The sequence below is a fragment of the Olsenella sp. KH1P3 genome (assembly GCF_900167315.1).
GTDB lineage: Bacteria > Actinomycetota > Coriobacteriia > Coriobacteriales > Atopobiaceae > Olsenella_J > Olsenella_J umbonata_A.
Genome location: NZ_FUWQ01000002.1, coordinates 412,673 through 425,695, shown reverse-complemented (window position 1 = coordinate 425,695; position 13,023 = coordinate 412,673). Strand labels below are relative to the sequence as shown.

At 67.6% G+C, this 13,023-nt stretch carries 13 protein-coding genes; 12 read left to right on the top strand and 1 reads right to left on the bottom strand.

Annotation, left to right across the window (positions count from 1 at the left end; translation table 11 throughout):
* The first annotated feature begins 5 nt into the window (after positions 1-5).
* Positions 6-2,570 carry a selenium-dependent xanthine dehydrogenase gene (gene xdh, locus B5D13_RS04255; protein WP_078687086.1) on the top strand — a complete coding sequence of 855 codons (2,565 nt, stop codon included), beginning with the start codon at positions 6-8 and terminating at the stop codon, positions 2,568-2,570.
* A gap of 103 nt (positions 2,571-2,673) precedes the next feature.
* Positions 2,674-3,339 (top strand): hypothetical protein, encoded by a 666-nt coding sequence (locus B5D13_RS04250; RefSeq protein WP_078687085.1) that lies wholly within the window; start codon positions 2,674-2,676, stop codon positions 3,337-3,339.
* Between the two features lie 9 nt (positions 3,340-3,348).
* Here the strand turns inward: B5D13_RS04250 and yqeC are convergent, their stop codons facing one another.
* A complete protein-coding gene (gene yqeC, locus B5D13_RS04245; RefSeq protein WP_078687084.1) occupies positions 3,349-4,062 on the bottom strand; it encodes a selenium cofactor biosynthesis protein YqeC in 714 nt (237 codons plus the stop codon).
* Between the two features lie 360 nt (positions 4,063-4,422).
* On the opposite strand from yqeC, the gene yqeB reads away from it, so the two are divergent.
* The 10 genes from yqeB to B5D13_RS04195 all read left to right on the top strand — a co-directional run bounded on the left by yqeB (position 4,423) and on the right by B5D13_RS04195 (position 13,010).
* The gene (yqeB, locus tag B5D13_RS04240) at positions 4,423-5,268 is read left to right on the top strand and encodes a selenium-dependent molybdenum cofactor biosynthesis protein YqeB (protein WP_078687083.1); all 846 of its coding nucleotides are present in this window, start codon (positions 4,423-4,425) and stop codon (positions 5,266-5,268) included.
* Positions 5,269-5,325: 57 nt separating this feature from the next.
* Complete coding sequence (locus B5D13_RS04235) at positions 5,326-6,396, top strand: XdhC family protein (protein ID WP_078687082.1); 1,071 nt, start codon at positions 5,326-5,328, stop codon at positions 6,394-6,396.
* Positions 6,397-6,675: 279 nt separating this feature from the next.
* Positions 6,676-7,560 carry a molybdate ABC transporter substrate-binding protein gene (gene modA, locus B5D13_RS04230; protein WP_078687081.1) on the top strand — a complete coding sequence of 295 codons (885 nt, stop codon included), beginning with the start codon at positions 6,676-6,678 and terminating at the stop codon, positions 7,558-7,560.
* A gap of 19 nt (positions 7,561-7,579) precedes the next feature.
* On the top strand, positions 7,580-8,275 hold the full coding sequence (modB, locus tag B5D13_RS04225) for a molybdate ABC transporter permease subunit (RefSeq protein ID WP_078687080.1): 696 nt from the start codon (positions 7,580-7,582) through the stop codon (positions 8,273-8,275).
* A complete protein-coding gene (locus B5D13_RS04220) occupies positions 8,275-9,405 on the top strand; it encodes a sulfate/molybdate ABC transporter ATP-binding protein (protein ID WP_078687079.1) in 1,131 nt (376 codons plus the stop codon). The genes modB and B5D13_RS04220 overlap by 1 nt, the downstream gene beginning before the upstream one ends.
* Positions 9,402-10,349 (top strand): GTP 3',8-cyclase MoaA, encoded by a 948-nt coding sequence (gene moaA / locus B5D13_RS04215; RefSeq protein ID WP_078687078.1) that lies wholly within the window; start codon positions 9,402-9,404, stop codon positions 10,347-10,349. The genes B5D13_RS04220 and moaA overlap by 4 nt, the downstream gene beginning before the upstream one ends.
* A 2-nt stretch (positions 10,350-10,351) precedes the next feature.
* Positions 10,352-10,828 carry a cyclic pyranopterin monophosphate synthase MoaC gene (gene moaC, locus B5D13_RS04210; RefSeq protein ID WP_180363873.1) on the top strand — a complete coding sequence of 159 codons (477 nt, stop codon included), beginning with the start codon at positions 10,352-10,354 and terminating at the stop codon, positions 10,826-10,828.
* A gap of 2 nt (positions 10,829-10,830) precedes the next feature.
* Positions 10,831-11,295 carry an MOSC domain-containing protein gene (locus B5D13_RS04205; RefSeq protein WP_078687076.1) on the top strand — a complete coding sequence of 155 codons (465 nt, stop codon included), beginning with the start codon at positions 10,831-10,833 and terminating at the stop codon, positions 11,293-11,295.
* A gap of 67 nt (positions 11,296-11,362) precedes the next feature.
* The gene (locus tag B5D13_RS04200; RefSeq protein WP_078687075.1) at positions 11,363-12,406 is read left to right on the top strand and encodes a molybdopterin-binding protein; all 1,044 of its coding nucleotides are present in this window, start codon (positions 11,363-11,365) and stop codon (positions 12,404-12,406) included.
* 34 nt (positions 12,407-12,440) lie between these two features.
* A complete protein-coding gene (locus B5D13_RS04195) occupies positions 12,441-13,010 on the top strand; it encodes a MogA/MoaB family molybdenum cofactor biosynthesis protein (RefSeq protein WP_078687074.1) in 570 nt (189 codons plus the stop codon).
* The last annotated feature ends 13 nt before the right edge of the window (positions 13,011-13,023 follow it).

The window sequence follows — 13,023 nt, the reverse complement described above, 5'->3', positions numbered from 1 at the left end:
AACTCATGCACACGTTGTTCGTTAACGGTAAGGAATACAGCTGCGAGGAGGACAAGCAACTGCTGAGCTTCCTGCGCGAGGACCTGGGCCTGACGGCGGCAAAGGACGGCTGCAGCGAGGGCGTCTGCGGCACGTGCACGGTGCTGGTGGACGGCAAGAAGACCAAGGCCTGCACCGCGAGGCTCAGCAGGCTCGAGGGCAAGCACGTCGTTACCGTCGAGGGCATACCCGCCGACGAGATGCGCGTCTACGAGCACTGCTTTGCCGAGGCGGGCGCCGTCCAGTGCGGCTTCTGCATCCCCGGCATGATCATCTCGGCCAAGAGCCTGCTCGACGTCGACCTCAACCCGACGCGCGAGGACGTCAAGAAGGCCATCCGCGGCAACCTCTGCCGCTGCACCGGCTATGCCAAGATCGAGAACGCCATCCTCATGGCGGCCGAGTTCTTCCGCGAGCACAAGGAGATTCCGCCCGCGCCCAAGACGCTCGAGATGGACCAGCACGCCAAGCGCATCGACGCCGTGAGCAAGGTCAACGGCACCGGCAAGTTCGTCGACGACCTGCGTCCCGAGGGCATGGTCTTTGCAAAGTGCGTTTTCTCGAAGTACCCGCGCGCACGTATCGAGAGGGTCGACGTGAGCCGCGCCGAGGCGCACCATGACTGCCTGCGCGTGCTGACCAAGAAGGACGTTCCCTGCAACGTCATCGGCCACATCAAGCAGGACTGGGACGTCATGATGGGCGAGGGCGACGTCACCAAGTACGTCGGCAACGTCATCGCCGTCGTCGCGTCCGAGAACAAGGACGCCCTCGATGAGCTCGTCAAGCTGGTCGAGGTTGACTACACCGAGCTTCCCGCCGTCACCAACCCCTTTGACGCACTCCGCGGCGACGCCCCGATGATCCACGAGGACGGCAACGTGATGAGCCGCGCGAGCCTCAAGCGCGGCAATGCCGACGAGGCCATCCGCAACTCCAAGTACGTCGTCACGCGCAAGTACAAGACGGGATGGCAGGAGCACGGCTTCATGGAACCGGAGAGCTGCCTTGCCATGCCCGAGGGCGACGGGCTTCTTATCTATTCGACCTGCCAGTCCATCTACGACGTGCGTCGCGAGTGCGCCAAGATGCTGCAGCTCGACCCCAAGAAGGTCCACTGCCACCAGCCGTTGGTCGGTGGCGGCTTCGGCGGTAAGGAGGACATGTCGGTCCAGCCCTACGCAGCGCTCATGGCCTGGGTGCTCAAGCGCCCGGTCAAGGTGAAGTACACGCGCCAGGAGTCGCTCGACTACCACGTCAAGCGCCATCCCATGGAGATGGAGTTCACCACCGCGTGTGACGAGAACGGCAAGCTCACCGCCATGAAGGGCGTCATCATTGCCGATACGGGCGCCTATGCGTCTCTGGGCGGCCCCGTCCTCGAGCGCGCCTGCACCCATGCGGCCGGCCCCTACAACTACCAGAATCTCGACATCTTTGGCATGTCGGTCTACACCAACAACGTGGTGTCCGGAGCCTTCCGCGGCTTCGGGGCGGCGCAGAGCTGCTTCGCGACCGAGATGAACATCAACCTCCTCGCCGAGATGGTGGGCATCGACCCGTGGGAGATCCGCCGCCGCAACTGCATCAAGCCGGGCGACCGCCTGCCCAACGGCCAGATCGCAGGGCCCGACACCAACTTCGAGGCGACGCTCGACGCCGTGCGCGACGAGTACTACGCGAACCCCTGCGTCGGCATCGCCTGCGGCTTCAAGAACTCAGGCACGGGCATGGGCAAGATGGACATCGGCCGCGTGCTGCTCAGCGTCGAGCAGGGCAAGATCCACATCCGCACCTCCGCGGCATGCATGGGGCAGGGCATCGGCCAGATGGTGCTGACCGAGATTTGCCACGTCACGCACCTCGACCCGGCACTGTTCGTCTACGAGGACCCCGACACCATCCGCACGCCCGACTCGGGCACCTCGACCGCCTCGCGTCAGACCGTCGTCACCGGCGAGGCCGCGCGTCGCGTGGGCGAGAAGCTCAAGTGCGCGCTCGAGGGCGGGAAGACCGTGGCCGACCTCGAGGGACAGGAGTTCTTCGGCGAGTACTCCGCGAAGACCGACCCCCTGGGCGCAATCAAGGACAACCCCATCAGCCACGTGAGCTACTCCTATGGAACCCAGCTGATCATCCTCGACGAGGAGACGCGCCGCATCAAGAAGGCGGTCTCGGCCTTCGACGTCGGCATGCCCGTCAACGTCCAGTCCGTCGAGGGGCAGATCGAGGGCGGCATGGTCATGGGCATCGGCTACGGCGTGACCGAGAAGTTCGAGTGCGTGGACGGCCTGCCGAAGAGCAAGTTCGGCACCATCGGCTTCATTCGCGCGACTGACGCGCCGGAGCTCGAGGTCATCCTGTGCAAGCCGGACAAGAAGGACAGGCTGCCGTTCTCGCTGGGCGCCAAGGGCTGCGGCGAGCTGTGCATGATTCCCACGGCACCGGCCTGCGCGGGCGCGTACTATCGCCTTGACGGCGAGTTCCGCCAGAGCCTGCCGATAGCCCACACGCCGTATCGCAAGAACTAGCGCCATCAGCCCCGGCCTGCCCGATGTCCGGCGGATCGGAAGAACGAACGAGCGCGGGCCCCGCGGTGACGTCGCGGGGCCCGCCGGAACAATGGAGGATAGCGTGAGAGCTGACCGCTATGCCGAGGCTGCCGCGTGGCTCGCGCGGCGGCAGACGGGCGCCCGGCCCCTCGTTGCGTCCGACGAGGCGCTCCCGAGCGGCCTTCTGGCGCGCAGCGAGAGCGGCGTCCTTGCGGGGCGCCTTGCGGCAGTCGACGGCTGCCATGGAGAGGTCGACCACCGCGACGTGTTCCTCTTGGCCCGTGCACCGCAAAAGGAGCTCGAGGCGGCGTTCGGTCGCTGCCGCTACCTGGCATGCGATGCTGGCGACCTCGAAAGGATCGACGAGCTCGCGGGGCCGCGCCTTGCGCGGGGCCATCTGGAGAACGTCGCCCTGCGCGTTCGCACGGGCTTCTCGCCCGAGGGCGCCGAGGGCTTCGACGGAACGGATGGCGAGGGCCTTGCACGCCTGGTGCGCCAGTCGCGAAATCTCGCCGTGCGCGGCATGTTCCTGCCGCTTGACCCCGCGGATGACCTCTGCGCGCAGGTGCGTGACGCCTTCAGCCTGGTCAAGAAGCTTCGCTCGGACCTGCCCTGCATGCTGCACGCCTTCTGCCTCGAGGGGGTCCTAGAGCCGCTCGCCGCGGGCGACCCCGAGCTGCTCAAGGCGGTGCGCATGGTCGCCTCGCTCAACGACACCTCGCTCTATGCGCACTTCTTCGTCTCGTAGGCGGCTGCGCTAGAGGCGCTCCAGTCGTCTGTGCAGAATCGACCCGGCGTACAGGGGCGTCTGGTCCCCGAGCGCGCGCAGCTCCGCGGCAAGCTCGCGGGCCAGCGTGGCGCGCTCGCCGTGCGCTTCGTCCACTTGGTTGACGACGATGACGTCGGCCCGTGCCCTTCCGACCGCGCGCTCCGCCGCCAGGGCGCGGGCGACTCGCTGCGGAGTGGCCATGTCCTTCTCGCCACAGTGGGCGAGCGCGCAGAACGGTCCCGCGCGGTGCACGACCTCACCCGCCGGCCTTCCGAGTCCCGAGGCCCCCAGGATCAGGATCGTCCTTTGGCTTCCGTCGGGAACGACGGGCTCGTGGTCCGCGTGCGCCTTGAGGGGGAGGCGTCTTGACCCGTCCGCCTCCACCAAGACGTGGTCGGCCAGTCCTGCGATCGTCTGGAGGGGGAGGCCGGGGGCGGCGAGCTTGGTGACGCCCCCGAATGCCTCGCTGGTGGGAGAGCCCACGCAGACGGCGCCCCGTGCGGCCAACGCGTGCCGGAGCGCCTCCTCGCTGGGGTCGAGCAGGAGCTCGATGCCCGCGATGGGGAGCATGCGGGTCGTCGTGGTGAGGACGCGGCTTCCGGAGAGCTCTTGCACAAGCACCTGGAGCAGCGTCGACTTGCCGCCCGCTCCGATGACCGAGGTGATGCCGCGTCCGACCCCGAGCGCATCGCAAATCTGCATGTCGCCGACCCTCCTCCGTCGATGTGTCTCCGGGCAGTCCCCGCTGGCCGAGCCCTGCGGGCTGTCCGCGCGCGAGACCCCCTTTGGGAGCTGGAATAGTTATACAATGGCGCACCGAATCCGCGGACTGTTATCGGTGACAGGCAGCCGGTGGCGAGGGTCGGGGCGCCATGCCGCATCCGACCGGCTGCCGGTGGGAAAAACGTACTGGCCGACTCCTGCGGAACGATCGCAGCGCTTGAGATGTCGTCCCCTTAACGATGGTCCTTGCCTAGAATGTGATCACATAGCCGTTTCCAAGGCCGCCACCGCGTCTGCGCGACGTGGCGGCACCTGTCTGTTGGGGGAGAAGGACATCACATGCTGATCGTGATTCGTGGCGCGGGCGATCTGGCCTCTGGCATCGCCGTGCGCCTCCACAGTGCCGGGGCCGACATCGTCATGACCGACGTCGCGGAGCCCACCTCCGTCAGGCGCACCGTGTGCTTCAGCGAGGCCGTGCGCCTGGGCGAGGCCACGGTCGAGGGCGTCCGGGGCGTGCTCTGCCGCGGCGCGGACGAGGCCCTTCGCGTGGCTCGTGGGGATGCAAATGGCAAGAAGGACATCGCCGTGCTTGTCGACCCCGAGGGTTCCTGCATTTCACGGCTCCGTCCCGAGGTCGTGGTCGACGCCATTCTCGCCAAGGTCAACCTGGGCACCACCAAGGACATGGCACCCATCGTCATCGGCGTGGGCCCGGGCTTCCACGCGGGGACGAGCTCCAGCGCCGACTGCGACGCGGTTGTCGAGACCAAGCGCGGCCACTACCTGGGTCGCGTGATTCTGGACGGCTCGGCCATCCCCAACACCGGAGTCCCCGGCAACATTGGCGGCTTCTCGACCGAGCGCGTGCTGCGCGCGCCCGCCGACGGCCTGTTCGAGCCCGTCGCAAAGATCGGCGACGTGGTCAAGAAGGGCGACCTTGTCGCCACGGTCGCCGGAGAGCCGCTCTACGCGACCATCGACGGCGTGCTGCGCGGCCTCTTGCAGAGGGGCTGCCACGTTACGAAGAACATGAAGTCCGGCGACATCGACCCGCGCGGCAAGGTGGGCCACTGCTTCACCGTCTCGGACAAGGCCCACTCCATCGGCGGCGGCGTGCTCGAGGCCATCCTGCGCTTCTCGCGGCGCCTCGAGGGCGATGCCGACGTCGCACGTTCCCGCTAGCCTGCGACGAACCGTGGCGTGCCGATGGCGGCCGCGACACCAATAGAGAGGATTCACATGCTTACCGACTCCCACGAGACCATGCGCGACCGTGCCTTCGTCACCCGCCTTCTGGGCGAGCTTGAGGCGGGTCGTCGCTTTGCCCTGGCAACCATCCTGGCGACGCACGGCTCGATGCCGCGCGGCGCGAGCGCCCGCATGGCGCTGATCGAGGACGGCAGCTGGCTGGGCACCGTTGGCGGCGGGCAGATCGAGCTCATGGCGCAGGAGCGCTGCCGCCGCGTGCTGGCCGGGGAGGAGCCCGATTCCCTCGAGTGGATGACGCACGCCAAGACGGACATGGCCTGCGGTGGCGACGCCCTGGTGGGAATCTCTTGCTGGGACGCCGGACGAGAAGGGCTCCTGCGCCGTCTGGCGGACGTCCTGGGCAGCGAGGGCACCGCATGGCTGCTCGAGCGTTGGCCTGTCGGCGACGTCACGTCCGGACCCGTCGTGGGTACGCCCGAGGTCATGCTTGCGGGCGATTCGTGCCCGGCGGACGGTGCCGCCGATGACTTCGGGTCCCTGCTGGGCGAGGACGTCGCCTGGGACGAGGCGGGCCATCGCTTTGCCGAGCCGGTCGGGGCAGATCCCGTCTGCTACGTCTTCGGCGGCGGCCACGTGGGCCGCGCACTCACGCCCGTGCTCGCGAGCGTGGGCTTTCGCGTCGTCATCCTGGACGACCGCGCCGGCGTCGCGGTTCCGAAGGACTTCCCGCATGCCGAGAAGGTCATACACGCCGACCTCAGGCGCATCGCGGACTACGTCGATATCCACACGCGCGACTACGCGGTCGTGACCACGCATGGCCACGCCTGGGACATCGACGTCCTCGAGCAGCTTGCTCCCATCCGGCCTGCCTACGTCGGCTGCATCGGCAGCCGACGGAAGGCGGGGCTCGCCCGCAAGACGCTTGCCGAGCGCGGCGTGTCGAAGGAGTGGCTCGACTCGGTCCACCTTCCCATTGGTGATGACATCCTGGCCGTCACGCCTCCCGAGATTGCCATCTCCATTGCGGCTGAGATGATTCGCGCCCGCGCCGAGCTGCGTCCCGTCAGGCCGCACCAGGCCTCGCACACCGCCTGCTAGCCGCGTGGTCATATCGTTCCAATACGAGGCCGCGACTTCGTTACCAAGTTTTTACCGTTTGCCGAACTCTGGCACGCAAATTTGTTAGTCTGCCAAAAAAATTGTCAGAGCACGTTATATTCTGCATTACGCAACGCCCCCGATGACTCGACCCGACAGGGGGCTTCGCATAGGGCGATGGCCGCTTCCCCAGGCACGTAGGGACGGTTGTTCGAGCTGGCTACAGCCAGGGGACTAAGCCCAACACCATAGGCATCACAATCGCAAAGGAGACGGGTCATGTCAGAGCAGAAGAGTTCCTGCACCAGACGCACGTTCGTGGGCGCGATGGGAGTGGCGGCAAGCTCGCTGGGCCTCATGGCCTGCGGCGGCACCAAGGGCGACCAGAAGGTCGAGGACGAGGGCTCCGCGAAGTCCCAGGAGGGCGGTACGCTCACCGTCTTCGCCGCAGCCTCGATGACCGAGTCGCTCACCAAGGCGGCCGACATCTTCAAACAGCAGAATGCGAACGTCGACGTCACGTTCAACTTCGATTCCTCGGGCACCCTCAAGACCCAGATTCAGGAGGGCGCGGACTGCGACGTCTTCATCTCGGCCGGACAGCTCCAGATGAACCAGCTGGACGCGAAGGCGACCAAGGACAACGACGAGGGCCTCGACTTCGTCGACCATGACACGCGCTTCGACATCCTCGAGAACAAGGTCACGCTCTGCGTCCCGAACGCCAACCCCAAGGGCGTCCAGAACTTCGACAACATGGCCAAGATGCTCGGCTCCCATGAGCTCCTGCTGGGCATGGGCAACTCCGACGTTCCCGTGGGCCAGTACACCCAGAAGATCCTCGCGTACTACAAGCTCGACGAGGCTGAACTCGCAAGTGCCGGCTGCATCACCTACGGCACGAACGTGAAGGAGGTCACCACGCAGGTGAGCGAGGCCGCCGTCGACTGCGGCGTCATCTACAAGACCGACGCCACCTCCGCGAAGCTCGACATGGTCGACGAGGCAACCGAGGAGATGTGCGGCCGCGTGGTCTACCCGGTGGCCGTGCTCAAGGGCTCCAAGCAGCCCGAGCTCGCCAAGAGCTTCCTCGAGTTCCTCAAGACCTCCGATGCGAGCTCGTGCTTCGAGGAGGTCGGCTTCACCCCGCTTGCCAACGCATAGCGCTGAGGTCACGCCTCCCATGGATTGGTATCCGCTCCTCAACTCGCTTCGCATAGCGGCCGCCTCGACGGTTGTCGTGTTCCTTGCGGGCATCTGGCTCGCCAACCTCGTGGCACGCGCGCCGCGCGGGGTGAGGGCCGTCCTCGACGTCGTCCTCACCCTGCCGCTGGTGCTGCCGCCCACGGTCGTGGGCTACCTGCTCCTCTTGATGCTGGGCCCACGACGCCCCTTGGGTCTGTGGTTCATGGAGACCTTCTCCATCAAGCTCACAATGGTGTGGTACGCGGCGGTCTTCGCGACGGTCGTGGTCAGCTTCCCGCTGATGTACCGCACCGCGCGCGGGGCCTTCGAGTCGTTCGACCAGACCCTGGCGGACGCCGCTCGCACCCTGGGCAGGTCCGACGCCTGGGTGTTCTGGCGCGTCAAGCTGCCGTGCTGCCGCCAGGGCATCGTGGCCGGCTCGGTCCTGGCCTTCGCTCGCGCGCTGGGCGAGTACGGAGCCACCTCGATGATCGCCGGCTACACGCCTGGCAGCACAGCCACGGTCTCCACGACGGTCTACCAGCTGTGGCGCACGGGTGACGATGCGCTCGCCCTACAGTGGGTGCTGGTCAACCTTGCGATCTCGGCCGTGGTCCTGATCGCGATGAATATGTTCGAGGCACGCCAGCGCGAGGGCGCCGCCCCGCGCGTTCGTCGAAGGAGCGTGGGCTGATGTCGCTGAGCGTAGACATTCGCAAACGCCTGGGCGACTTCGCCCTCGAGGTCTCCTTCGACACCCAGGACGCGGGCGTGTTGGCCCTGCTGGGACCCTCGGGCTGCGGCAAGTCGATGACCCTCAAGTGCATCGCGGGGGTCGAGCGCCCCGACAGCGGACGCATCGTGCTGGACGGCCGCGTCCTGTTCGACTCGAGCGCGCGCGTCGACCTTCCGCCGCAGGAGCGCCACGTGGGCTACCTGTTTCAGAACTACGCGTTGTTCCCAAACATGTCCGTCTGGAAGAACGTCCTCGCCGCGGCCCACGCGCTTCCGCGCGACCAGCGTGAGGCCGCGGCGCGTGACGCAATCCGCCGCATGCGCCTCGAGGGGCTCGAGGGACATCGCCCTGCCGAGCTCTCCGGCGGTCAGCAACAGCGCTGCGCCATGGCCCGCATCCTGGTCAGCCGGCCGGACGTCATCCTGCTCGACGAGCCGTTCTCGGCCCTCGACGGCTACCTGCGCTGGCAGCTCGAGATGGAGCTCGCGGACACGCTGGGGGCGTTCGGCGGCGAGGTCGTGCTCGTCTCGCACAACCGTGACGAGGTCTACCGCCTCTGCGACACGGTCTGCGTCATCTCGGACGGCCGCGGGGAGCCGCGCATCGGCATCCGCGAGCTCTTTGAGGCTCCCCGGACGCTCGCCGCGGCGCTCATCTCGGGCTGCAAAAACGTCTCGCGCGCGGCCCCCCGCGGCGAGGGGCTTCTGCGCTGCGAGGACTGGGGCGTGACCCTGCGCACGACGCTTCCCGTGCGGAATGCCACGCACGCGGGCATCAGGGCCCACTACCTGAGGCACTGTCCCGAGGGCGTGGCCACGTCCTCCTTGACTGCGGAGCGGGCGGGCGAGAAGAACCTCATCGCCGGCGCCGTCGAGCGCGTGATCGAGAGCACGTTCTCGACGATTGTCATGGTGAGGACTCCCGGGGGCGGAAGCCTTCGCTGGGAGCTGCAGAAGGGGGAGTGGCGCTCGGTCAGGGAGGGGCTTGGGGCGGACGGTCGCGTCTGCCTCGCCGTGGCCCCCGCCGACGTGATGCCCCTGACGGACGACGCTCGGGCCGAAGCGATGAAGGAGGTTCCGGCACCATGATTGACGGATACGGAAGGAACATCCGGTACCTGCGCGTCTCGGTGACGGACAGGTGCAACTGCCGCTGCGTCTACTGCATGCCCGGCTGCGGCGTGCCCATGCTCGACCATGATGACCTCATGAGCTTCGAGGAGCTCACCGAGGTCGTGGCCGCCTCTGCGCGGCTGGGCGTGCGCAAGGTGCGCCTTACCGGCGGCGAGCCCCTGGTGCGGCAGGACGTCGTCGAGCTGGTTCGCATGATCGCGGCCGTCCCGGGCATCGAAGAGGTGGACATGACCACCAACGGGACGCTGCTGGCGCCTCTGGCCGCGCCCCTCAGGGAGGCGGGTCTCACGCGCGTCAACGTGAGCCTCGACACCCTGGATCCCGTGCTCTACCGCAAGATCACGCGCGTTGGGAGGCTTGAGGACGCGCTTGCCGGGCTCGCCGCGCTCGAGCGCGCGGGATTTGCCGATACGAAGGTCGACTGCGTGCTGATGGGCGGCGTGAACGACGCGGGCATTCTCCCGCTGGCGTCGCTCGCCAAGGACCGCCCCATGAGCGTGAGGTTCATCGAGCTCATGCGCATGGGGGAGTGCGCGGCCTGGCCCCGCTCGCGCTTCGTGCCGGCCGATGAGGTGCTCCTGCAGCTGCCGGGCGCCGTGCCCGCGGGCACCCAGGGCGTCGCGGAGCTCTACCGCGTGCCGGGCTGGAAGGGGACGGTCGGGCTCATCCGCCCGGTGTCGCACAAGTTCTGCGCCGGCTGCGACCGCATCCGCCTCTCGGCCGAGGGAAGGCTCAAGCCCTGCCTGCACTCCGCGGAGGAGATCCCCCTGCGCGGGCTGCACGGCGAGGCGCTCGAGCAGGCGCTGCGCCAGGCGATCATGCACAAGCCCCGGCGCTCCAACATTGACCAGACGCACGCGAGCGACTCGGCCCGCGGCATGAGCAGGATAGGAGGATGAGCATGGAGCTCACCCACTTCAACGAGCAGGGGCGTGCACGTATGGTGGACGTCTCGGCCAAGGACCAGACGCAGCGCATGGCGCGCGCGACGGGCAAGGTGTGCATGACGTCCCAGACGCTCGGGCTCATCCGCACGGGCGGCATCAAGAAGGGCGACGTGCTTGCCGTCGCCCAGGTGGCCGGCATCATGGCGGCCAAGCGCACCTGGGAGCTCGTTCCCATGTGCCATCCCATCCAGCTGACGGGTGTGGACATCCGCTTCGCCTGGGAGGACGACGGCATAGCGGTCGAGTCGACCTGCCGCTGCAAGGGCGAGACGGGCGTCGAGATGGAGGCGCTCACGGCCTGTTCGGTCGCGTGCCTGACGATCTACGACATGGCCAAGGCCGTCCAGCGCGACATGGTGATCCAGAGGGTCTGCCTCGCCGAGAAGGACGGCGGCAAGAGCGGGCACTTCGTGAGAGACGAGGAGAGGTAGCGATGGAGAAGGACGTCACAGGGCAGGGGAGCGTCGTCGCCACCTGCGTCAGCACCAAGAAGGGCACCCGCAAGAAGCCGGTCGAGGCGCTTCGCCTGCGCGTGGGCTTGGGCATCGAGGGCGATGCACATGCCGGCAGGTGGCACCGCCAGGTGAGCCTTCTGCCCGACGAGGCCGTGGACACTATGCGCGAGCGCGGGCTCGAGCTCAACGCGGGCGACTTTGCCGAGAACATCCTGGTCAGGGGTATGGACCTCAAGGGGCTTCCCGTCGGCACCACACTCGACGCGGGAAGCGCACGCCTAGTCGTCACGCAGATTGGCAAGACCTGCCACAACGACTGCGAGATCAGACGTATCACGGGCATGTGCGTCATGCCCACCGAGGGCATCTTCTGCGTGGTCGTCCGCGACGGAGAGGTGCGTGCGGGCGATGTCGTGAGGGTCGTCCCGCAGCAGGAGGCATAGCCCTTCCGCGGAGGGGCTGAGCCAAGCGACAACCGGGCGCGGTCGCGCCCAAGCCATTGGAGTTGAGATGAAGCTAATCAAGACCGTCGACGCAGTGGGCCACGTGCTCTGCCACGACATGACGCAGATCATTCCCGAGGGCGAGAAGCGCTACAAGGGCCCGCGCTTCAGGAAGGGCCACGTGGTGACCCAGGAGGACGTGCCGGTGCTTCTGGGCATGGGCAAGGTCAATCTCTACGTGTGGGAGATGACCCCCGGCATGCTGCACGAGGATGAGGCCGCCCATCGCCTTGCCGCGCTCTGCCTGGGCGAGGGCACCGCCGTTGCCGGCGAGCCCAGCGAGGGAAAGATCATGATCGAGGCCGCCTGCGACGGCGTCTTCATGCTCGACAGCGAGCGCCTGATCGCCGTCAACTCCTTCGACGAGGTCATGGTCGCCACCAGAAAGGGCAACTTCGGCGTGAGGAGGGGCGACAAGCTTGCCGGAACCCGCGTCATCCCGCTGGTGGTGAAGGAGGAGGTCCTCAAGGCCGCCGAGGCAGCCGCGGCCGACGAGCCCCTCATGTGCGTCAAGCCCTACGTCCTCAAGACCGCCGCGATCGTCGCGACGGGCTCCGAGGTCAAGCAGGGCCTGATCGATGACCGCTTCACTCCCGTCATGCGGGCCAAGCTCGAGAGCTTCGGAGTTGAGACCGTGGTCAAGGCGAAGCCCGGCGACGAGATGGACGACATAGTTGCGGCCATCCACGACGCCGTCGAGCGCGACGTCGACCTCGTGCTCTGCACGGGCGGCATGAGCGTCGACCCTGACGACAACACGCCCGGCTCCATCAAGCGCGCCGGCGCCCGCATCGTCACCTACGGCGCCCCGGTGCTGCCCGGTGCCATGATGCTCCTGGGCTACCTGGACGGGCGCGACGGCAAGCAGGTTCCCGTGCTGGGCGTCCCCGGCTGCGCGATGTACAACAAGGCGACCGTGCTCGACCTGGTCCTGCCCCGCATCGTCGCGGGCGTCGAGCTGACCAAGCGCGACTTCCAGGTCCTGGGAGAGGGCGGCATGTGCCTGGGCTGCCCCACCTGCACCTATCCGGTCTGCCCCTTCGGGAAGTAGCGCATCGGGAGGCAACGAGTTGGAGGGCGATTCCATGGATAAGGACAAGATCGTCGAGAAGGGCGCGATCCACGCCCACCACGCGCATCACGCATCGGATGCCCACGACGCGCCCGTGAGGGTGGCCGAGGTCATCACCGTGAGCGACCGCTGCTCGAGCGGCGAGCGCGAGGACGCGAGCGGTCCTGCACTCGTGGAGTACCTCGAGGGCCAGGGCTACGAGGTCCGGCGCCTGAGCGTCGTGCCCGACGAGCGCGACCAGATTGAGTGGGCGCTCCAGGAGGCCGTCGGCCGCGACTGTGCCCTGGTCCTGACCACGGGGGGCACGGGCTTCTCGCCCCGCGACGTCACTCCCGAGGCGACCATGGCCGTCTGCGAGCGCATGGTGCCGGGCATCCCCGAGGCCATGCGCGCCGCCTCGATGGAGATCACGCCGCTGGGCTGCCTCTCGCGCGAGGCCTGCGGTATCTGTGGCTCCACGCTCATCATCAACCTGCCGGGGAGCCCCAAGGCGGCGCTCGAGAACCTCTCGGCCGTCGTGGGCCCCGTCGCGCACGGGCTGCGCATCCTGAGGGACGGCCCCGCCGACTGCGGCAGAGCCTAGCGAGGCTGCTGCC

Excerpts from the sequence above, each read along its gene's own strand:
- moaC (WP_180363873.1), top strand. The coding sequence starts at position 10,352 with ATGGAGCTCACCCACTTCAACGAGCAGGGGCGTGCACGTATGGTGGAC.
- yqeC (WP_078687084.1), bottom strand. The coding sequence starts at position 4,062 with ATGCAGATTTGCGATGCGCTCGGGGTCGGACGCGGCATCACCTCGGTC.
- B5D13_RS04200 (WP_078687075.1), top strand. The coding sequence starts at position 11,363 with ATGAAGCTAATCAAGACCGTCGACGCAGTGGGCCACGTGCTCTGCCAC.
- B5D13_RS04220 (WP_078687079.1), top strand. The coding sequence starts at position 8,275 with ATGTCGCTGAGCGTAGACATTCGCAAACGCCTGGGCGACTTCGCCCTC.
- B5D13_RS04235 (WP_078687082.1), top strand. The coding sequence starts at position 5,326 with ATGCTTACCGACTCCCACGAGACCATGCGCGACCGTGCCTTCGTCACC.
- modB (WP_078687080.1), top strand. The coding sequence starts at position 7,580 with ATGGATTGGTATCCGCTCCTCAACTCGCTTCGCATAGCGGCCGCCTCG.
- modA (WP_078687081.1), top strand. The coding sequence starts at position 6,676 with ATGTCAGAGCAGAAGAGTTCCTGCACCAGACGCACGTTCGTGGGCGCG.
- xdh (WP_078687086.1), top strand. The coding sequence starts at position 6 with ATGCACACGTTGTTCGTTAACGGTAAGGAATACAGCTGCGAGGAGGAC.
- moaA (WP_078687078.1), top strand. The coding sequence starts at position 9,402 with ATGATTGACGGATACGGAAGGAACATCCGGTACCTGCGCGTCTCGGTG.
- B5D13_RS04205 (WP_078687076.1), top strand. The coding sequence starts at position 10,831 with ATGGAGAAGGACGTCACAGGGCAGGGGAGCGTCGTCGCCACCTGCGTC.
- yqeB (WP_078687083.1), top strand. The coding sequence starts at position 4,423 with ATGCTGATCGTGATTCGTGGCGCGGGCGATCTGGCCTCTGGCATCGCC.
- B5D13_RS04195 (WP_078687074.1), top strand. The coding sequence starts at position 12,441 with ATGGATAAGGACAAGATCGTCGAGAAGGGCGCGATCCACGCCCACCAC.